This is a genomic window from Rhodococcus sp. WS3, assembly GCF_003797085.1.
Classification (GTDB): Bacteria; Actinomycetota; Actinomycetes; order Mycobacteriales; family Mycobacteriaceae; genus Rhodococcus_F; species Rhodococcus_F globerula.
Map to the genome: position 1 here is coordinate 644,474 of NZ_RKMA01000003.1, position 20,935 is coordinate 665,408.

At 61.1% G+C, this 20,935-nt stretch carries 18 protein-coding genes; 8 read left to right on the plus strand and 10 right to left on the minus strand.

All coding sequences use genetic code 11. From position 1 onward, the window contains the following. Positions 1 to 364: 364 nt before the first annotated feature. Positions 365 to 559, plus strand: a complete 195-nt coding sequence (locus tag EEB13_RS31655; protein ID WP_187328619.1) for a hypothetical protein — start codon at positions 365 to 367, stop codon at positions 557 to 559. 27 nt (positions 560 to 586) lie between these two features. Here the strand turns inward: EEB13_RS31655 and EEB13_RS24175 are convergent, their stop codons facing one another. Beyond that, positions 587 to 1,198, minus strand: coding sequence for a TMEM175 family protein (locus tag EEB13_RS24175; RefSeq protein WP_141486450.1), 612 nt, complete (start codon positions 1,196 to 1,198; stop codon positions 587 to 589). A gap of 207 nt (positions 1,199 to 1,405) precedes the next feature. On the opposite strand from EEB13_RS24175, the gene EEB13_RS24180 reads away from it, so the two are divergent. Further along, positions 1,406 to 2,656 (plus strand): MFS transporter, encoded by a 1,251-nt coding sequence (locus tag EEB13_RS24180; RefSeq protein WP_141486451.1) that lies wholly within the window; start codon positions 1,406 to 1,408, stop codon positions 2,654 to 2,656. A 15-nt stretch (positions 2,657 to 2,671) separates the two neighbouring features. After that, positions 2,672 to 4,309 carry an amidohydrolase gene (locus tag EEB13_RS24185; protein ID WP_141486452.1) on the plus strand — a complete coding sequence of 546 codons (1,638 nt, stop codon included), beginning with the start codon at positions 2,672 to 2,674 and terminating at the stop codon, positions 4,307 to 4,309. A 14-nt stretch (positions 4,310 to 4,323) separates the two neighbouring features. On the opposite strand, the gene EEB13_RS24190 is transcribed toward EEB13_RS24185, so the two are convergent. The 3 genes from EEB13_RS24190 to EEB13_RS24200 all read right to left on the minus strand — a co-directional run bounded on the left by EEB13_RS24190 (position 4,324) and on the right by EEB13_RS24200 (position 9,257). After that, on the minus strand, positions 4,324 to 4,896 hold the full coding sequence (locus EEB13_RS24190; protein ID WP_141486453.1) for a hypothetical protein: 573 nt from the start codon (positions 4,894 to 4,896) through the stop codon (positions 4,324 to 4,326). Positions 4,897 to 4,956: 60 nt separating this feature from the next. Further along, entirely contained in the window at positions 4,957 to 5,685 is a 729-nt protein-coding gene (locus EEB13_RS24195) for a MerR family transcriptional regulator (protein WP_261984636.1), read from the minus strand. 116 nt (positions 5,686 to 5,801) lie between these two features. Further along, positions 5,802 to 9,257 (minus strand): indolepyruvate ferredoxin oxidoreductase family protein, encoded by a 3,456-nt coding sequence (locus tag EEB13_RS24200; protein WP_141486454.1) that lies wholly within the window; start codon positions 9,255 to 9,257, stop codon positions 5,802 to 5,804. A gap of 267 nt (positions 9,258 to 9,524) precedes the next feature. On the opposite strand from EEB13_RS24200, the gene EEB13_RS24205 reads away from it, so the two are divergent. After that, on the plus strand, positions 9,525 to 10,280 hold the full coding sequence (locus EEB13_RS24205) for a MerR family transcriptional regulator (RefSeq protein ID WP_141486455.1): 756 nt from the start codon (positions 9,525 to 9,527) through the stop codon (positions 10,278 to 10,280). Here EEB13_RS24205 and EEB13_RS24210 read toward each other — a convergent pair. Beyond that, entirely contained in the window at positions 10,272 to 12,917 is a 2,646-nt protein-coding gene (locus EEB13_RS24210) for a helix-turn-helix transcriptional regulator (RefSeq protein ID WP_261984637.1), read from the minus strand. The genes EEB13_RS24205 and EEB13_RS24210 overlap by 9 nt on opposite strands. Before the next feature lie 242 nt (positions 12,918 to 13,159). On the opposite strand from EEB13_RS24210, the gene EEB13_RS24215 reads away from it, so the two are divergent. Further along, on the plus strand, positions 13,160 to 14,179 hold the full coding sequence (locus tag EEB13_RS24215) for a helix-turn-helix domain-containing protein (protein WP_141486701.1): 1,020 nt from the start codon (positions 13,160 to 13,162) through the stop codon (positions 14,177 to 14,179). Here EEB13_RS24215 and sthA read toward each other — a convergent pair. Next, a complete protein-coding gene (gene sthA, locus EEB13_RS24220) occupies positions 14,163 to 15,575 on the minus strand; it encodes a Si-specific NAD(P)(+) transhydrogenase (RefSeq protein ID WP_045068884.1) in 1,413 nt (470 codons plus the stop codon). The two genes, EEB13_RS24215 and sthA, sit on opposite strands and share 17 nt — an antisense overlap. Before the next feature lie 134 nt (positions 15,576 to 15,709). On the opposite strand from sthA, the gene EEB13_RS24225 reads away from it, so the two are divergent. Genes EEB13_RS24225 through EEB13_RS24235 form a run of 3 tightly spaced genes read left to right on the plus strand, consistent with a single transcriptional unit; the run spans position 15,710 to position 17,600 of the window. After that, positions 15,710 to 16,168: a MarR family winged helix-turn-helix transcriptional regulator gene (locus EEB13_RS24225; protein ID WP_033234011.1), complete on the plus strand. Its 459-nt coding sequence runs from the start codon at positions 15,710 to 15,712 to the stop codon at positions 16,166 to 16,168. Next, positions 16,165 to 16,590 carry an organic hydroperoxide resistance protein gene (locus EEB13_RS24230; RefSeq protein ID WP_033234010.1) on the plus strand — a complete coding sequence of 142 codons (426 nt, stop codon included), beginning with the start codon at positions 16,165 to 16,167 and terminating at the stop codon, positions 16,588 to 16,590. The genes EEB13_RS24225 and EEB13_RS24230 overlap by 4 nt, the downstream gene beginning before the upstream one ends. Beyond that, complete coding sequence (locus EEB13_RS24235) at positions 16,590 to 17,600, plus strand: NADP-dependent oxidoreductase (RefSeq protein WP_045068881.1); 1,011 nt, start codon at positions 16,590 to 16,592, stop codon at positions 17,598 to 17,600. Before EEB13_RS24230 ends, EEB13_RS24235 begins: the two co-directional genes overlap by 1 nt. Before the next feature lie 70 nt (positions 17,601 to 17,670). Here the strand turns inward: EEB13_RS24235 and EEB13_RS24240 are convergent, their stop codons facing one another. The 4 genes from EEB13_RS24240 to EEB13_RS24255 all read right to left on the minus strand — a co-directional run bounded on the left by EEB13_RS24240 (position 17,671) and on the right by EEB13_RS24255 (position 20,820). Beyond that, positions 17,671 to 18,546: an oxidoreductase gene (locus tag EEB13_RS24240; RefSeq protein ID WP_045068879.1), complete on the minus strand. Its 876-nt coding sequence runs from the start codon at positions 18,544 to 18,546 to the stop codon at positions 17,671 to 17,673. Positions 18,547 to 18,595: 49 nt separating this feature from the next. Continuing rightward, on the minus strand, positions 18,596 to 19,528 hold the full coding sequence (yidC, locus tag EEB13_RS24245; RefSeq protein WP_141486456.1) for a membrane protein insertase YidC: 933 nt from the start codon (positions 19,526 to 19,528) through the stop codon (positions 18,596 to 18,598). 115 nt (positions 19,529 to 19,643) lie between these two features. After that, positions 19,644 to 19,943, minus strand: coding sequence for a DUF6412 domain-containing protein (locus EEB13_RS24250; protein WP_033234006.1), 300 nt, complete (start codon positions 19,941 to 19,943; stop codon positions 19,644 to 19,646). A 28-nt stretch (positions 19,944 to 19,971) separates the two neighbouring features. Then, positions 19,972 to 20,820 carry an alpha/beta fold hydrolase gene (locus EEB13_RS24255; protein WP_141486457.1) on the minus strand — a complete coding sequence of 283 codons (849 nt, stop codon included), beginning with the start codon at positions 20,818 to 20,820 and terminating at the stop codon, positions 19,972 to 19,974. Between the last annotated feature and the right edge of the window lie 115 nt (positions 20,821 to 20,935).

The window sequence follows — 20,935 nt, forward strand, 5'->3', positions numbered from 1 at the left end:
AGCGTTCTTGACTCAAGTAACGTGCTCGGAGGCCGATCAATTCCCGAAGGCGTGGATTTCTTTCAACATCGGAAGCAAACTCGAGATTCCCGCTCGACCGACGACGCCGCAGGGCGATTGTGCGGACGCGCGCTCGATCATCCGCGCGGGCGCACATTCGGCGCGCGGGACGGCTCGAGCGAGATCGTTAACAAATCAGACTGTCCGGTACCCGCAAATCCTTGTGATCGTAAAGTGCCCGCATGGCGATGGGATCGTCGGAAGCGCAGACTCGGGGCGATCTCGTCCACCGACAGGTTCCGACGACCCGTTTGCCTGGTTCCCGGGCAGTGGTCAACGGAGCTGCATCCAATGCGAGTAGCCGTTGAAACAGAACGTTTGCCGGTCGGATCTGGTTTTCGTCGAATCTGTCCGCGGACAGATTCAGCGACTGCGCATCGGTGAGTTGGACGACCAGGTAGGGAACTACTCGGCAAATGTCCACGGGATCGACGGCGAGCAGCTCGAGCGACGGCACATCCACCCCGTCGAGTCCGGTTACGGTCCGGGCATCGTGTAGTCAAGGTCTGGTTCCACGAGGGCGAGCCTAAGCGGGGTTTCTCGTTTGTACTCGATCCCACAGCTTCTCGATCGGCGACGAGAGCAGGAGAAGGAACAGCGGGAAATACGACGTCGCCGGAACGAGCACACTGACGAGCAGTGCCACCACCAGTATCAGGAAAGTGACAATCTCGGCCGTGAAATTCGGTTTGGCACCCTCCTCACTCAACGACGGCTTGCGGACCAGACCCCACGCGACCACTGCCAGGCACGCAGCGCTGGCGGCCATAGTCCCGATGTAGAGAGCCCTGGTTCCCAGATCCTGCGACGGCGCCGCCACCAACGCCGTCGGGAAGGGCAAGAACACGATGGTCAGCACCCACAGCCCCAATCCGCGCACAACCACCTTGTCTGCGTCGATCACAAAACGAAGCAGCCGATGCTGCGACCACCACAGCCGGAAGATCACCAGAAAGCTCAGCGCGAAGGAGTAGAACTGTGCAGCGTTCTCGTGCAGTAATTCGGACGTGGTGCCATGGTGGTCGGCGGTCAGTTCGACCAACGGTAGAACGAGCAGCGTGATCGCGATGGCGACGATCGCGTCGATAAATGTGACGTAGCGCTCGAAGTAGCGGGTTCGTTCGGCAAGCTCAGCCATTGCGGAAGCATATGCCTCACAACAAGAAACAGACCGGCGACGCCAAATTCACGCAGAACACACATTTAACGAATCAAATTCGTTAGACCTCTTGACTGACGCGATACTCGTCCCCATACTTAACGAATCGCATTCATTAAGTGACTCGCATCACGCCGCCAAAGGGTCGGTTCCGCTGCCCCTTCTTCAGGACATGGAGTTGTCCTAGTGCCAATCAACGCTTCCGCGAACACGGAGTTCGATCGGGTTCCGCTCACCGCCGGCCGCGGCGCTGCTGTTTTCAGCATCGGCGTCATCGGGTTCATCACCGCCAACCTCATCCCTCTGATGATCGTCGCAATGGTCGATGACCTCGGCGTCACCGAATCGGCTGCCGGGGCTGTCCTGACCGCATCGCTGCTGGTCTGCGCCATCACGTGCCTCGCCACCACTCGTCTCGCGGCGGGTCGGCATCGTCATCTGCTCGGCCGCGTGAGCCTGATCGCGATGGCCGCCGCGTTTGGCGTCGCGGCCATTGCCCCGACGACGGTGATCGCCTGCGCCTCGATTGTGATCGGAGGCCTGGGAGCTGGCGGTGCTGCGTCAGTCGGAGGCGCAGCGCTGGCCGCGCTCGCGAATCCTGACCGTGTATCCAGCATCAGTGGGCTGGTGAACCGGGTGGTCGTCACCGGCGTTCTCGCTCTCGTTCCCATCCTCGGTACGCATATGACCAACGCTTTCGGTATCGTCGCCGTCCTGGCCCTGGCCACCGCAACGACAGTGACCTGGTTGCCGCCGTCGCCGGTGACACTGTCGCCGGTGAAAGTGGACTCCACAAAGTCGGCCACAGCTTCACCGAGCGGAGTCAGTGCGAAGCGGATGACCGTCGCAGGAACTGCATTTCTTGCAATGCTTGCTGTCTGGGCAATCAGCGAGGATTCACTGTGGGCAGTGCTCGGGATCATGGGCGCCGAACACGCGGGGCTCTCGGAGCAGCAACTAGGGCTTGCACTCAGCGCATCCACGGCCGGCGGCGTAGTGGCAGCAATTACCTTGACCGCGTTGGGCTCTCGCGTCAACCGTACAGCGTCGATATCAGTTCTGCTGGCACTCGGCGCAGTCTTGAAACTGTCTGCTTGTCTCGCAACCGATTCCACGATCTACCTCATTCTGGTGGTCGCCTGGAACACGACCTACGCAGCCACCTTCATCGTGCTGGTAGCAATCTCGGCCGCTCTCGACGCCGCGGGACGGTGGTCGGCACCGCTGCTGGGCACCTATCTCATCGGCTCCGCGTTTGCGCCGTTGTTCGGAACGTGGGTCACGGCGAGCCTCGGCTATCCGACCTTCGGTGTCATCATCTCGGGAATCAGCTTCATTCTGCTGGTCCCGCTCGCCTTGGTATCTCGCCTGTCCGCGCACACCGAGGGTGCGTATCGTCACCACAGCGCCGCTATCACCACCGCCGTCATCGCGTAAGGATCACGAAAAGTCATGAATGAGCGCATCACTCACTACCGCAACGGGAAGATTTTCACTGCCGCCGAGGGCGGCTGGGCCGAATCGCTGGTCGTCAAGGATCAGCAGCTCATTTTCTCGGGAGAGTCCGAGTTCGCGGAAATCCTTGCCCCTGACGCCGAAGTGGTCGATCTCCAAGGCGCCGTTGTACTTCCCGGTTTTGTCGACGCGCATACCCATTTGATCATGATGGGATTCTCACTGCAGAAGCTCGATTTACTCGACGCCACCAGTGTTGCCGACATTCAGGCCGGCATCCGCCAATTCGCGGAATCGAACCCCGATGCACCTCGTCTGCTTGGACGCAGTTGGCTGTTCTCGGCACTCGGTGGGCAACACCCGACGCGGGAAATGATCGACGCCGTCGTGCCCGACCGTCCGGTGTACCTCGATGCCAACGATCTACATTCTGTCTGGGTGAACAGCGCGGCGCTACGAGAACTCGGCATCGATGCCGACACGCCCGACCCGATCGGTGGTCGCATCGATCGAGACCCGAGCAACGGAGAAGCAACCGGAATGCTGTACGAGACTGCGGTGATGCTCTACGTGTGGCCGAAGCTGGCTGCACTCGCAACCGACGAGGACCGGGACATTGCCCTGGCGCTCGCGTTCCGCCGTTATCTCGAAGACGGCGTAACCGGCGCAGTGGACATGGCGCTCGGCCCGGACGAATTAGCTTGTCTGGAAAGAGCATTGGACGCGGGGAACGGAACTCTGCCGTTGCGGGTCGCTGCACATTGGCTGATGACGCGTGAGGACAATGACGCCGATAACGTCAGGCAAGTTCACGACGTCATCGAGTTGCACGATCGCATCCAAGGTCCGTGGCTCGCCGTCGCGGGCATCAAGATCATCATCGACGGTGTGATCGACAGCTGCACTGCTGCAATGAAAGAGCCGTATTCGGACGGCACCAACGCCGAGCCCATCTGGGACCTGGAGTCATTGATACCTGTCGTGACCGCCGCCGACGCCGCAGGCCTGCAAATCGCCATGCATGCCATCGGCGACGAGGCATCCGAGATCGGTTTGACGGCACTCGAATACGCGATAGCCACCAACGGGGATATTCCCCGGCGGCATCGGATGGAACATCTGGAGTCGATCACCCGAGACAACGTCGAGCGCCTTGCCCGACTCGGTGTGGTCGCCTCGATGCAACCAGTTCATGCGGATCCTGCTATTCAAGAAAACTGGCGTGCAATGCTCGGCGACTACCGTGTCAATCGCGCCTACCCGTGGCCCGAATTCACCGAGGCCGGTGCGGTTCTCGCCTTGGGATCGGACGCGCCGACTGCGCCTCACCCACCGCTGCCTAACATGTTCATCGCCACCACTCGCATGTCTGCCATCGACCCGTCACTGCCACCCAACCTCCCGCAGTACGCACTTCCACTCGCGGAAGCTCTCGCACACGCCACTCGGGACGCGGCCTACTCGTGCCGGTGGGAAAACGTGACCGGCCAACTGGTTCGGGGCAAAGCTGCCGATTTTGTCGTATTGAAACAAGATCCGTTCGCAGAAGGTGTCGACTCACTCCTCACCACCGAGATCGCCATGACTGTTGTTGCCGGGTCGGTTCGCTACGCCAATTCCGCGCAAAACCCCTAGTAGCCCAACTGCATTCACAGCACCTTCGACAAAATTCCCACCAGATCGGCGGGTTCGTCGACGTACAGGCTGATCCTGTCGACAAATCCGCTCCGGCGGTATCGCGGGATCAACGCCGGAAGTTCGACGTGGATCGGTTGTCGCAGAACCACATCGACGTTGGTTCCGTCGAGATTCGGCAACGTCAACCGACTGCCTTCTATCTCCGGCGTTGTTGTGTCGAACCGACGCACACACGCCGCCGACGCCATAGACTCTCGGTCGATCGAAGCGACAACTGTTCCGGATTGTCGCACCACGAACCGTGTGTCCGTCACGAAATGTGGATGAACCCGATGCAGAGCCAGGTAGCCGAACAGCACCACCAACGACCACACGGACGCCACTGCAAGAATCACACTGAGCCACATCCATGGCACAAGAATGTGCAGTACCGCCATTTCGATGACGGTGGCAACGCCGAAAGCGACAGGAAGAACCAATGATCCACCGCTGGATCGAACAACGACGGCGCCTTGCTCCACAACTGCGTCACGGCCACGAATCCAGAGCCACAACGCCCCAAGTTTTGTGTTCGAGAATGTCATCGCCCCTCACCTTCGTCGGCTATTCGCGCCACGAGCGCGCGCTGAACCCGCAGTACTACCTCACGTTGCGCCGGGTCCGGAACAACATCGTCGAGCGAGACGGGCATGCCTAGCCCGACGTCGGACTGGGCTAATTGTCTGCTCGTCGAATTGGGCCAGGATGCTGCAGGCGAGCTGCTCAATCGCGCTCTCGACCGAAACCGGCTCCTTCCCTTCGATACTCGACCAGTCCGACAGCGACGCGAGGTAACGGGAACGCTTCTCGTCATCCGCGATCACCGACGCATAGGAGTGTAAAAACTGCTCGGGAGCACTTCCCGTCATTGCCAGCACCTCGAGAAGATCTCGTTCACGCTCGAGCGCGCGCTGCACTCCCGGCGACGACGCGGTATCGACGGCCTCGGTCAGAGCTGACGCAACTTCCGTAGGCAAGGCAGACACAGTGCGGCCGCTCTCGGCGTCCGCGAGCATCGACGTCAGTCCGACATGCCGGCGCGCCAGTTTTGCCTGTTCGACTTCCACTGCCCCGATCAACGCTCGGAGATCGGCAACGGTATCGCTCACCCCTTCTCCCGAGGTGTCTGCGGCGAACAACGCCGCTATCGAACCCAACGGAACACCCCGCTCGGCCAACCAGCGAATGCGGACCAACCGTACGACGTCGTCCATCGTGTACTCGCGGTACCCGTTTGCCCGCCGGACGGGTTCCGCGAGCAATCCGAGCCGATGGTAGTGCCGCACAGTCCTCGGTGTGGTCTGAGCAGCCTCCGCTAGCTGTCCTATTCGCATGAAAACAGTGTCAACCATGACGTAGCGTCAAGGTCAAGATTCGTTGGCAATATCGCTGGAGCACAACTGTGCCCCAGCGACAATGTAGCTGGGGCACAGTCATCCCTCGTGCCGAGTTAGCCGTTGACACCCAACTCACGCAGGCGCGCCTTGTACAGTTCGACGTTGCCGAGCTTGACGTCCTCGTAACCACGAACCATGTCCGGGAGAGCCGCGATGTCGACGGCGCGGTCATAACCTTCGGCGCCCAAGGCGCGGGACAGATCCGCGACGATGGTCTCGTACTGGTCGAGCAGTTCACGCTCGACCTTGCGAACGTGCATGTAGCCGAACGGATCGAGCTTGGTGCCGCGGAGCTTCTTGCCCTTCGCCAGAACCTTCAGCGCGACATGCGACTTCGGCCCGAACCCGATCTTCTTCTTGCGACCCATCACCTTGAGAATCGGCGGGTGCAGTTTGTATGTCAGGTTCTCCCCTGCAGGCACCTGGGACTTGACCTCGTCGATGAAGGCGGGATCGACCAGCATGCGAGCAACTTCGTACTCGTCCTTGTACGCGGTGAACTTGAACAGGCCACGGGCGACCGCTTCACTGAAGTCGGTGCGTTCGGTGGCGGCCCGCTCTGCGGTCCAGACTGCCTGAACCTGATCGATGTACCGCGCAGCGACCTTGACGGACTGGAACTCGATGAGCTGCGCCGCACGCAGTTCCACCAGTCGCAGGGTTTCACCAGCCAAGGTTGTCCCGGCGAACATGTGTGCCGGTGCGACGACCGGTGTGCGGACGGACTTGGCAGGCGTCGTGACGGCCTCGAACGCAATCGTGTCGGCAATTGCCGCGCGGCCCCAGCGGAATGCGGCGATATTTGCTTCCACCGCAACACCGTTGATGCCGATCGCCTCTTCGATGGCCTCAGCCGGAAGACGAAGTCCCCCGCTTTGGTAAGCCGCACCGATGAGCAGGAAGTTGGCTGCTGCCGTGTTACCGAACAACTCCTGGGCCGCGGCAAGTGCATCGAACGAACGCAGCGTCCGCGAGACCTTGTCCAGGCGAGCCAAGAGGGAGGACTCCTCCGGGTAGCGAACATCCTTGTCGTAGACCATGTCTCCGGTCGGCGTCTGCGACGTCGAGGCGATGGAGATGGTCGACTCGTGGTTGCCGTAATCGAGGTTCTTGTTGTCGGTCGCGGTCAGCAGGTCGAAGGCAACGATGCAATCCGCACTACCCGGGGTGAGCCGGTTGGACGGCTCGAGCGCTCCGGAACTGAAACGCAAGTGGGAGACAACGGGTCCGGCTTTCTGACTGAGACCGATCTGGTCAAGGCTCTCGACCTCGAGGCCGGCGCGCAGCGCTGCTGTTGCCAGCACCTGGTTGACGGTGACGATGCCGGTACCGCCGATACCCGCGAGGAAAACATTCTGGGTTGTGGTGAGCGGGCCCAGATCAGGATCTGCGACCACTGGCGGGACCGGACGAGCGGCCTTGGGAGCCTTCTTTCCGGGAACCAGTTCGACGGTCACGAACGAAGGGCAATCGCCGTCCATGCAGGTGTAGTCGGTGTTGCACGACGTCTGGTCGATCTTCGTCTTGCGACCGTACTCGGTGTCCACCGGCTGAACAGACAGGCAATTCGACTTCACGCCGCAGTCGCCGCAGCCTTCGCACACCGCTTCGTTGATGACGACGCGGGTGTTGCGGGTGGGCAACGTGCCACGCTTGCGCTGACGCCGCGCGTCGGCCGCACAGTGCTGGTCGTAGATCAGGACCGTGACGCCCTTGATCTCGCGAAGTTCCTTCTGCGCCTCGTCGAGACGATCGCGGTGCCAGAGTTTGGTGCCCTTGGCCAGGGCACGCTTGCTGTGCCGGCCCGGATCGTCCGCACAGATGATGATCTGCTTGACGCCCTCGGTGGTCAGCTTGTGGCTGAGTTGAGCAACGGAGAGGGCACCTTCTGCGTCCTGCGCACCGGTCATCGCCACTACCTCGTTGTAGAGCAACTTGTAGGTGATGTTCACGCCTGCAGCGATGCACGCCTGAACAGCCAATTGACCGGAATGGAAGAAGGTGCCGTCGCCGATGTTCTGGAACAGGTGAGGCACGTCGGTGAACGGTGCCTGCCCGATCCACTGGCTGCCCTCGCCGCCCATCTGCGTCAAACCGGTGACAGCGCTGTCCTCACGGCCGGACATGGTGACGAGTGTGTGGCAACCGATTCCGCCGCCGCCGATGGAACCCTCGGGGATTGCGGTGGAACGGTTGTGGGGGCACCCACTGCAGAAGTACGCGGTTCGCTTGGCGGAGAGCACGTTCAGCGACAGCGGAGCCGGGAGGGTGCGCTTGAGCTCGACGTGCGGCTTGAGTACGCGGCGCAACGGGGCGAGCAACCGGCCTGCGGTGAGCTCACCACTCGCGGGCATGAGCAGACGGCCCTGGCCGTCGCGCTTACCGATGATGCGAGGCGCATCATCGATTCCGTAGAGGATCTCTCGAATCTGAGCCTCGATGAATGCCGTCTTGTCCTCGACCACGATGATCTGCTCGAGTCCGGTTGCGAACTCTCGCACCGACTCCCCCACCACCGGGTACGGCATACCGATACGGAGCAGCCGAATTCCCGCACGATGCAGGGCCGCATCGTCGACACCCAGGTCTGTCAGAGCCTGACGTACGGAGTCGAATGTGGTTCCGGTAGCGGCAATTCCGATCTTGGCACCTGACGGGTCAACCTCGATCACATCAAGCTTGTTCGCGGCGCCGTAGGCCTGCACCAGATCCCACCGGGGTCCGTACAAGTCGGCTTCTGCGATGACGCTGTCCGGCGGCGCCGCCATCTGACGCTGCTTGTAGACAAACGGCTTGCCCTCGAACTGCACCTCGGGCACCACGATGTCGAAGTCGGCGATGCTGCCGTCAACCGTCCACGCGCCGTCCGCTACGTCGGCAACGATCTTCAGGGCCACAACACAACCGGATGCGCGTGAAAGCGCCACCGCGTGCATGCCCATCGTGATGATTTCTTCGGCGTTGCGGGGGAACAGAACCGGTACGCCCATTGCTGCGAGGGAGCGCTCACTCACTGCGGGTACGGTCGACGATTTGGATGCAGGATCGTCGCCCACCAGAAGGACGACGCCGCCCCTGGGGTTGACGCCGTACATGTTCGCGTGGCGGATGGTATCGGTAGCGCGGTCGACGCCGGGCCCCTTGCCGTACCAGATGCCGGTCACGCCGTCGTGGGTCGCGGTTCCTGCAGGAAGGTCTGTTTGGCTACCCCACACCGCGGTGGCCGCAAGTTCCTCGTTGAAGCCCGGTATGAAGGTGATGTCGTGCTCGGCGAGCACCTTGGGCATCCCGTGGAGCATCTTGTCCACTCCACCGAGGGGACTCCCCTGGTACCCGGAGACAAAGGTGGCGATCCGCTTGCCTGCGCGGATGTCGCGGACATGCTGTTCGACGAATCCGCGAGCGATTGCCTGAACACCGGTCAGCAACACCGGACCCGATCCCGACCGGTACCGATCGTCGAGGTCATAGGGCTTGGTCTGGGCTACGCCCGACACCAGTTCAGTCATCGTGACCACCGTTCCTGTCTTCAGCACATTTCGTTCTGTTCAGGTGATCGTTATCGAGGTATGAGAAAGCGTCAACAGAGGACGCTCGAACTATTCAATACGATCATCAAGTGAGCTGGATCACCCTGGTTAGTTCATCGAATCGGTCAGCTGGAGACGCGTTCGTGACGACCGCGGAAATCAGGTGCAAAATTCCCCTTGACCTTGACGTTACGTCAACTTACACAATGGATACAGCGCACCGATAGAGGAAGGGAGTGGAAAACAGTGACCGAATGGTCCATCCAAGAGCTTGCCAAAGCTGCGGGAACCACCAGCAGAACGCTGCGCCACTACGGCGACCTGGGACTACTGAAACCCCATCGAACGGGAGCAGGTGGATACCGCTTCTACGACGACACAGCACTGGTTCGGCTTCAGCGAATCCTGCTACTGCGTGAACTCGGCCTAGGACTGCCGGTCATAGCGGAGATTCTGGGCGGCGAACGAGACACAACAACCGCCCTGCACACTCACCTCGAACTGCTCGAACAAGAACGCGCCCGGATTTGTCGCCAGATCGATTCGGTGACAACAACATTGATAAAGACCGAGAAAGGAATACCACTCATGCCTGAAGAAGTGTTCGACGGCTTCGACCACGCTCAATACAAAGACGAGGTAATCGAACGGTGGGGTAGCGACGTATACACCAGCAGCGACAAGTGGTGGCGCTCGATGTCCGAGCAGGAGAAGACGTCTCACCTGAACGCGCACAAAGACATCGCCGCGGCGTTCGGCAAAGCCGCAGCAGACGGGCTCGGACCCGAATCCGACACCGTCCAGGCCATCACCCACCGCCAGTTCAACTGGGTCAAAACCGGTTGGCAGGGAAAGACTCCCAGCGCCGACGCATTTATCGGACTGGGACAGATGTACGTCGACGATCCACGATTCCGCGCCAACTACGACGTCCACGGTCCGGGTACGGCAGAGCTGATCCGCGAAGCGATGGCCGTGTACGCGGAGACCAACCTACGGTGAGAACCGTTGGCGCACCGGTTCTGCGCCGAGCAAGGAGAGCCGGTGTGCCGCGGCAACCGCCTCGTCACGCGAATGGACACCGAGCTTTCGGTACAACCGCCGAATGTGACTTTTCATCGTGTTCTGGGTGACAAAGAGCTTCCGGGCGATATCGGCGATGGGCAGTCCGTCCGACAATCCGCGGAGCACTTCTGCCTCACGCCTGCTGAGGACCAGGCGTTCGATTGTCGGGGGATACATCTCTACCGCTTCGGATTCGAGAAAAGCGACAACAGAGCTGCTACGTGATGGTGCGCGCATTTCGAGATCCTCGATCACTCGTCGCGGAATTGTCGAGAACGCGGAAAGAGCACCGGTGCGCTCGACCAATTCACAAGCCCTGGACCAGGAATCGCCGGCATCCGACCACTCGCCCAAACTGTGATATGCCGCGGTTTCTACCAGTTTCGCCTCGGTATGCACCCTGGGATAGAAATCTGCGCTCCAGTCGATTGCCCGGCATAGTTGCAGGGCTCGCTCAGGGTTCCCCGTCAGAAAGTAGGCACGTGCCGCCGAGACCTGCACTATCGGCAAGCGGTTCCCGAGAACCGCAGCCTCGCCAATTGCCTTGGCGCCTTCACCGGCGGCCAGGAGCAAATCGATGCGCGCGGCGCTCAGCATTGCAGCACCGCTCGAGACGCCACAGTTGACGGGCGGTTCGTTTGCGGCGCCGGCGCGTTGAAGAGTGACCAGCCCCGCGAAAGGATCGCGCCGAGCCAATGCCCACCGCGTCCTGGCATACGCTTCGAAGGCCCACACGTCGCCAGCCGGCGAGATACCGTCGAGAATCTCGATCGCCGCAGCAGCCGCGGAAAGATCCAACGTATCCAACGCAATCAAGAGCCGGGCGATTGCGCCGCCGATATGGGACGGCGGTCCCAGCCACCCGGGAACGTCGGGTTCTACCCCTTCCGCGAGAAGCCATTGCGACGCCTCCGAAAGTCTGCCGCGCAGAACCTCATTGAGCGCCGCATTGCCGGCTGAATGTCGCGCAACAAAACGTGGACCGCTGTGAAGCGCATCCTGGTATGCGATCGCCAATTGTGTGGCTGCGTCGTCGACATTGCCGACAAGTTGAAATGCGACACCCCAGATCAGACGCAGAGCTGGTAGCTGACTTCTGAACTCGTCGATCCGGCCGACATCCAGATAGTCCGCGATATCGACGAGAGTGCGTGCGACGTCGGCTGATCGCCCGTGCTCTCCCGATGCGCGCAACACGATAACTTGAACCGTTCCGCTGTTCAGTTGGGCGAGCACGTCGGTCATCGCAGCGACGTCCGCAAGTTCCGAGGATTCCGTGTTGTAGGTGTCGAGATCCACGGAGGGTGTACGCAACCGGAACTCCAGCATGTCGCGCCCGACCTGCATGGAACGACTTGCCGACATGATCTCTTCCGGCATGGACCACATAGCTTTTCGGAGCAACCCGGAATGCGCTACCAGGAGATCCGCCCAGTGCCGGCTGAGAATGGCAGCGACCTCCGACCAGTCCTGCGCGTCGATTGCGTAGTGGACCGCATCGGCGATATCACCGTGGTCGAGGCAATACCGCGACAGTAGGAGCAACCGCTCCCTGGAAGCACCGCCGGTTTCGTCGTCGATCCTCATCAGCGCTTCACGAACGGCAGGAGGAAAATACCAATTCTCCCGATGCCGGTCGCGGAACAACAAGGCGGACGATTCGAGCCGATTCATCAGCGGGACAACGTCGACCCCCGGGACCAACAACTGCGCTGTTGCCACGGTAACAGTCCGCGCCGCAGCGATTCGAAGCGTGAAATTCGACAACTCGGTACGCGCAGCCTTCGGAGGCACCTGGCGCTTTGTGTAGCCGTAGAGCGCCAGATCGATGCGCTGCATAATTATCTCGCGGCTACGGGAGCGCTCCGGAAGCCCGCTCACGACATCCACAGCCACCTTCATCAGCGCGGGTACACCCGCCAACCGCCCGCAGATCGAGTGGACAACATCGGCAGGCACGGCAATACCGGCTCCGGAAAACAGTGCCACCGCTTCGTCCGGTGTGTATCGCAAATCGTCTACGGTCAGGCTCTCCTCGATGCGGACGTTGTCCAGGACCTCCACGGATGCTCGATCTTGCAGTGTGACAATTATTTTCAATCCCGGCACGTCGTCGATCAGGGCAGTGAGCCGCTCACCGAGGCCATGCCCCTCGATCAGATCCACCCGGTTGAACACCACCACGAACGGCACCGTCGATGCCGCAAGATACTCGCGCATCTCGCGTTCGGGGTGCGCGTGATTATCCGCGAGCCTCGGAACTGCCTCGCAGGAATCCTGAATGACGGTCAGCGCCTTGTCCCAGTAGTCGATGTGATTTGTGGGCGCATCAGGCGCAGGCACCCACACCACCGGCCGATTCGGCAATGGAGCCGGGGCCGACAACCACAACCCGGCGAGTGCGGTTTTACCAAACCCGCGGGGAGCGTCGAGAACAGTCAATCCCGACGGCGATTGCATCAGCTTGACGAGTCGAGCACGGGGCGTCGACGACGCGGCCCCCAGCAGCCTGCGGCGCACGGAGACACGACTTCTGGGCTTGCGGTCGATCGGATCCGACTTCGATCCGGGCACTACGCGAGCCCTACTGCGGGCACGCCCCGAAACCGGGAGGCAAACCCCCGGCCCGAGCAGAAATTCCACACAGATCCGCGCACAGTATCGACCATAGGCCCATGTCCACCGCAGTGTGAATGCGAAGCGTCTCCACTTCATGCCCGTTTTGTCTCACATTGTGGCGCCGATCACTTATCTCTGCTATTTTCCGGAAAGCGCCCCTGACCTGGCCTATTTCACATAACATCCCCCGCGTGCCCATGATTGAGCCCCGGATTGACATATCCACGGGATTTGTGGACGCGGCGGACCGTGACGACTACTGGCGAGCAGCGACTCGGCCCTTCTACGTCACCGAACGCGCCGGCCGAGATGTCCCACTTCACGGGACGATCTCGGGTACTGCCACCGGGACGTCACTGATCGGCGAGACCACCGTCAACAGTCAGAACTACGTACGAAACCGTCGACTGATCACGGAAAGCGAACTGGACGATCACTACGTGGTCCAGGCGTGGACAGCCGGCGCGATGGGCGGCGACGCCGACGGTGTCGACTTCCTCGTCCGGACGAACGAGGTCTCGTTTGTCGATTTAGGCAAACCGCTTCGCGCGAGCGTCCGGACACACTCGCAGCTCACTGCCCGCACGATCAGTCTGGTTGTGCCGCGTGCACTCGTCGAGGCCTCGTCGCACGGTCGCTCCTTGCACGGCACCGTCCTGACGGGCACGCCCGCGGTAGTTTTCTCGCAGTGCCTGCAGTCGATCTCGGACGCACTCCCCCACCTCGACTTCGCTGGCGCGGCGCAGTACGAAAACGTTGTCGAATCGCTGCTGAAAGCCAGTGTGGGGCACGTTGCACCCGAGCAACAACTTCGAGCACCTCCGGAGGATCTTCGAGCGCGCGCCCTGGTGTACATTCTCGATCATCTCGGCGAGAGTTGGCTCAGCCCTACGACAATCTGCGTTGCACTGGCAGTCTCCCGGGCGCAGCTCTACCGTGCGTTCAACGACGACGGTGGGATTGCGCAGGTGATCCGCCGTAAGCGACTAGAACATGCGTACCGCGAACTGACGACACCGGATTCCGCCGACGCGTCCGTCGAAGATATCTCTCGCCGTTGGGGATTCACGTCAAAACCGCACTTCGTACGAGCCTTCGAGGCTTACTACGGCACTACTCCGAGCAGAGTGCGGCTCGAAGGCCGGCGCACGATCGGGAATCCGTCGATCAACCGCATTCACCGCCACCTGACATCATTGTCTACTGGAACTGCTTGAGAGCCCTGATCTTGTTCATCACGTCGAGGGCAGCAACCTTGTACGCCTCAGACAGCGTCGGGTAGTTGAAGACCGCATCCACAAGGTATTCCACGGTACCGCCGCACCCCATGACCGCCTGTCCGATGTGGACGAGATCTGTTGCTCCCGAACCGAAGATGTGAACCCCGAGTAACTTGAGGTCGTCCGTGGATACCAGAATTTTCAGCATTCCGTATGAGTCGCCGGCGATCTGACCGCGGGCAAGTTCGCGGTAGCGCGACACCCCGACCTCGTACGGCACCGATTCCTCGGTCAAGTCGACCTCGGTTGCGCCGACGTATGACACCTCGGGAATCGAGTAGATGCCGATAGGCTGCAAGTCCATCAACTTCGCGCCAGGTTCTTCGAACGCGTGATACGCCGCCAGTCGACCCTGATCCATGGAAGTGGCTGCAAGAGCCGGGAATCCGATGACATCGCCGACGGCGTAAATGTGCTCGACCTTGGTGCGGAAATTCTCGTCCACGTAAATTCGGCCGCGGTCGTCGGCCTCGAGTCCGGCATTCTCCAATGCCAGAGGCGCGGTAAGACCTTGACGCCCAGCCGAATACATGACGGTTTCGGCTGGAATCTGCTTGCCGCTACCCAACGTGGTGAGAGTTCCGTTGGCGCCGACGTCGACGGCAGTCACCTCCTCACCGAATCGAAACGTCACCGCCAGATCCCGCAAGTGATACCGAAGCGATTCGATGATCTCAGGGTCGCAGAAATCCAGCATCGAGGTTCGTTTCTCCACGACGGTGACCTTGGTGCCGAGCGCTGCGAACATCGACGCGTATTCGATGCCGATAACCCCCGCGCCGACCACGACCATGGTGCCGGGAATGGACGTCAGATTCAGGATTCCGTCGGAATCGAGAACTCGGTGGCTGTCGAACGAGACGCCCGCCGGACGCGCAGGCAGTGTGCCCGTGGCGATCACGACGAACTTCGCGGTAATCGTCATCTTGTCGCCGCGCGAAGCATCCTCGACGAGGATGGTGTGCGCGTCGACAAATGACCCGACCCCGACCAGCAGTTCGACGCGGTTACGCAAGAGTTGTGATCTCACCACCTCGATCTCCTTGGTGATGACATGCTGCGTTCGAGCCAACAGATCCGCCGGTGTGATGTTCCCCTTCACCCGGTAGCTCGCGCCGTACAGTTCGCGCTGATTCATGCCGGTCAGATAGAGAACCGCCTCCCGCAACGTCTTCGACGGAATGGTGCCGGTATTGACACACACTCCCCCGAGCATGTTCCCCTTCTCGACCATGGCCACTCGTTTACCCAGCTTGGCGGCCGCGATTGCCGCCTTCTGCCCGCCCGGGCCGGAGCCGATGACAACCAGGTCATATTCCGTCGAATCGCTCATCGTTCAGAAGTACCGTCCACACGCGTCGGACAGGTGGCAGGCGTGTCAATACTCCGTGAACGACCGCAGGCGCCCAAGATAGATTTTGCACAGCTAGGTTGTGCACAACTAAACTGTGCGCTACAGTGTTTTTTGTGACCAACCCGCTCGCCCTCGAACACCAACTCTGCTTCGCCCTCTACTCGGCGTCGCGAGCAACCACGGCCGCCTACCGAACCATGCTGGAGGACCTGGGAATTACGTATCCCCAGTATCTGGTCCTGCTGACACTGTGGGAACGCGACGGCCGCGGCGTTCGGGATATCTGCGACGCCCTTGATCTCGACACCGGCACTCTCTCGCCGCTCCTCAAGCGACTGGAAAGCCAAGGGCTCATCGAGCGCCGACGCCTGACCAGTGACGAGCGCCGCGTCGAGATTCACCTGACCGAGAGCGGTTTGGCACTGCGCAGCAAGGCAGAAGACATACCCCGCACGCTCGCCGAGGCAACGGGACTTGATCTCGACGAACTGGTGAAACTCCGGGAAGTCCTGGTCCGGCTAGGCAAGCACCTTCAAACATCCAACGCTGTCGACGGAAAGAAGAAGCCATGAACATCGTGTACACCGCAGAAGCACTGGCCACCGGCGAAGGTCGCAACGGCCACGCCCGCACCTCCGACGGACGCCTCGATCTCGGCCTGGCCATCCCGAAGGAAATGGGCGGCAGCGGCGACGGCACCAATCCCGAGCAGCTCTTTGCCGCCGGATATGCGGCGTGCTTCCACTCTGCACTGCAGATGGTCGCCCGAGCGGAGAAAGCCAATGTTGCGGACTCTGCGGTAGGCGCTCGCGTCGGCATCGGCCCGAACGACGCCGGCGGTTTCGGACTTGCTGTGACGCTTGAAGTTTCACTTCCCCATTTGCCCCATGAACAGGCCGTCGAGCTGACGGAGAAGGCGCACCAGGTGTGCCCGTACTCCAACGCAACTCGCGGCAACATCGAGGTCACCCTCGAAGTAAGTAAGGACGATTAATGAGTTCCACCCCCACAATCAGCCGCGAGATCCACCTTGCATCCCGGCCGAACGGTTGGCCGACCCCCGAGAACTTCTCCACAGTCGAGGTCGAGCTTCCCGAACTCGAAGACGGCCAGATCCTGGTGCGCAACATCGCGATCTCGGTCGATCCGTACATGCGTGGACGCATGAACGACGTGAAGTCGTACCTGCCGCCCTTCCAGATCGGCGCAGCTCTCGACGGGGGCGCAGTCGGAGAGGTTATCGCCTCGAAGTCCGCCGATCGCACTGTCGGAGACGTTGTTGTCCACGGCCTCGGGTGGCGCGAGTACGCGATTCTCGACGGGACAGCCGTCACTCCCGCTGATACGTCCATTGCCCCAGCCACGGCCTACCTCGGTGCGCTCGGCATGACGGGCCTCACCGCGTACGCGGGACTGACAGCTGTTGCCGAGTTCAAAGAAGGTGACACCGTATTCGTCTCCGGCGCAGCAGGAGCCGTCGGATCACTGGTCGGCCAGATCGCAAAGCTCCTGGGTGCCAAGCGTGTGATCGGCAGCGCGGGTTCTCCGGCGAAGGTCGCTCGTCTCCTCGAACTCGGCTTCGATGCCGCGTTCGACTATCACGACGGACCGGTCACCGAACTTCTCGCTGCTGCCGCACCCGACGGAATCGACGTCTACTTCGACAACGTCGGCGGTGAACATCTCGAGGCGGCTATCGACGCCATGAATTCTGGCGGCCGAATCGCGATGTGCGGAGCCATCGCTCAGTACAACACCACCGAAAAGCCCACTGCCCCCAGCAACTTGGCGGCAGCGATCGGCAAGCAGCTCACATTGCGCGGATTCCTGGTTGGCGGATACCGCCATCTCGGCCCCGAGTTCCGCACCCACATGGCGGGGTGGCTCGCCGACAACAAGATTGCGTGGGACGAGACCATAGTCGAAGGTCTCGACAATGCCCCGCAGGCGTTCATCGATCTGATGCGCGGCGCGAACACCGGCAAGATGGTTGTCACGCTGTAACTGCGGAACTGCTGTAACAGCGGAACTGCTGCGATGGCCGCGAATCCCACTGGGTTCGCGGCCATCGGCGTCACAGTCCGAACGACACTCCGGTCAACTTCTCGGAAAGCGTCCACAGGCCCGCTGCGGTCTCGGTATCGTGCGATTTCTTGTTCGAGCCAACAACTTTCGGGTATCCACGCTGCTCGAACGGACCGTCCGGGCCGATATAGCTGCCGCCGAATGCATCAGGAACGGTTGCCGCATACAGCTCCGGCAATGCGCCCATCTCCGCAGACTGCGCGATGATCCGGTTGCCGATGCCCATGAGCTTGTCGAAGACGGACTCGGTGTGGCCCTGCAGGTTTGTCGACGCATACCCCGGATGCGACGCCAATGCCTTGAGCGGCGAACCCGACGCAGCCAGTTTGCGTTGAAGTTCGTACGTGAACAGCAGATTGGCGAGTTTGGACTGCCCGTACGCCAGCCACCGGTTGTACTTGCGATGCTCGAAGTTGAGATCATCGAGATCGACGGTTCCCAGTTGGTGCAGTGCGCTCGACATCGTCACGACACGATCCGTCAGCTTGTCCTTCAGCAAGCCGGTGAGCGCAAAATGCCCCAGATGGTTTGTGCCGATCTGCATTTCGAAACCGTCGACAGTCCGGCGAAACGGTATCGCCATGACACCGGCGTTGTTTACCAGAACGTCGACGGCGTCGGTGGCGTCGGCAAATGCCCGCACCGACGCGAGATCCGCAAGATCGAGTTGCCGTACCACCGCGTTGGAACCGATCTCCGCCGCAATGGGTTCAGCCTTCGATGTGTCGCGGCACGCAAGTACTACGGTTGCGCCCGCTTTGCCCAATGCCCGTGCAACTACCTCCCCCAACCCACTGTTGGCCCCGGTCACCACAAACGTGCGGCCGGTCTGATCGACAACGTCTTCTGCAGTCCACTTGGTCATGAAATCCAGCGTACGTGTGTTACCAGCCGGTAGGGAGTGCTGATTTTCGTCACGATTTCCGTTTTGCCTTGGTCGGCTTGGCACCAGGAAGAGGCGCTGTGGACGCGGAGCCTGGCGGGATCTGCACATCTGCCTCGCGCTGCTCCGCCGCAATCCGGCCGTACACAAAATGCTGTTGCGCGAATGTCCAGCAGTTGTTGCTCACAAAATAGATCAGGATCGCGACCGGCACAAACGCACCGAAGGCAACCACTCCGACCGGAAACACCCACAACGCGAGTTTGTTCATGATCGCCGTTTGCGGGTTGACGGTCCCGGTGTCCACCTGCCTCGCGATAGATGCCCGCGACGTGAAGTGCGTCGCCACCGCGGCAAAGATCATCAGCGGAACTGCGACCAGAACTATGGACAGCCGGGTCACATCGCCAAACGCCTCCAATTGCGCGGCCGGACTCGAAATCATCGCCGACAGCGGCGCCCCGAACAGCTTCGCATCGAGAAACGACTGCACATCCGAGGCACTGAAAAAGTAGTTCGCAGTGTTCGCGTTGTCGGCGATGGACATGGGTTCGGTAGGGCTGAGGAACGGGACGTGGGTAGCCGCTCCCGTCCGATTGAACGACCGCAGAACGTGATACAGGCCGATGAAGACCGGAGCCTGAATAAGCATCGGCAAACATCCGAGCAGCGGGCTGTAGTTGTGTTCTTTCTGGAGCTTTGCCATCTCCGCGGCAAGCTTCTGATTGTCGCCGGCGTACTTCTTCTGCAATGCCTTGATCTGCGGTTGTAATTTCTGCATCACCAACTGCGTGCGGACCTGTTTGACAAACGGTTTGAAAAGAATCGCTCGGAGCGTGAAGACGAGAAACACCACGGACAGTGCCCAGACGACACCGCTGTCGGGTGCTCCCGAAACCAGGGAGAAAACCTTGTGCCAGAACCACAAGATTCCGGATACGGGGTAATAGATGAAATCAAGCATGATGAATGAACCTCACCAAGAGGCACGCTCGAGCAGAATGCGAGCGCGGGGAATGGTCGTGGGCTGAGCTTCGCTGACCGACCTACGACGGGTTTCTCACCCGCGCAGCGTCAGACTACAGACCGATTCCCGGAGCTCGGGGCTGCGGACGCCCCGGGGCGTCCGGGCTGCTCTGCCTGCGGAAAGACCCACGCAGACAACGCTCGTCACGGGCCGGCCCACTCGACGAGCGCGCAAACAGTTGCAGAAGTTCGCTGCGGGGCGACGTCGCCAACGCGGCAACAACAAAAACCGCAATCGCGGTTCCCAGAACCGCGGCACTGCCCGATGAACCGAGCGGCGGAGTAGCGAGCATAGCGATGAACGGCAGCAGAAGCAGCAACAACGATCGCGTCGCCGTTCCCTGCCTGTTCATGGATTCGAAGATACACGGTAGTTGGCGGTCAACCGACGAGTTCTGTGGCCGAATCGGAAAGCACGTGCGTCAGTAACTGCCCGAACAGTTCGGCGTCGTCGATCAGCCAGTTGTGGTTGCCACGAACTTCGTGAACTCGAGGATCTACGAGGGCGGCACGAATCGCGTCGAAGCTTGCGCGTGGGATCACCTGATCGCCGACGCTCCACAGCATCGACACCGGCATCGCACGTTCTGCCATCGTTTCGAACAGTGCGATGAGATCGGCGTTCCTGGCCAGGTTCGCCGTGCGCCACAACGAACCGGCATTGCGGACCGCATTGGGAACTACTTCGTCCAACAGCAACTGCATAGGTCCACGGGCCGGGAAGGTCGCAATCGCTTCAGCTATCGCCGAGCCGCACCAATTCAACAGCGGTCGCTGACGGATCGGGTACTCGCGCCCGGACGAATGTGACCACGCACCACCACCGACCGAGTTCACCAACACCAGCTGGGAAACCAGGGTCGGGCGATCATGTGCCACCGCTGCCGCCACTCCACCACCGAACGAATGTCCCACGACGGTTACCGGACTGTTCACCCCGATCGCGTCGAGAAATCGACCCACCCACTTCGCGTAGCCGTCAAAAGTGCGATCGCTCGGCTCGAGTTCTGCGCTGCCGCCGAGTCCGGGAAGTGTGGGCGCGATCACGCGAAAACCCCTATTGACCAGCGATGCAAGCGACGAACGATACGCACGCGGCGACAAGCCCCACCCATGCAGAAAAACAACCAACTCGCCGTCCCCGCCTGCCGCGAAGTCCACGCGTCGCGAGTCGACCACGGCTGTGTCCCATTCGATGGACGCATTGGGGTCGGCGGTGTTGACGGGCATGATCGGATCCAGTTTCTCGGTCGGAAAGTGCGGTTGGCACTCGGTCGACCTCGACACTGCCGTGCATCCGACGTCTGAGCGACGGCCGAACTACCTGGATCGGTACCTGGATTTG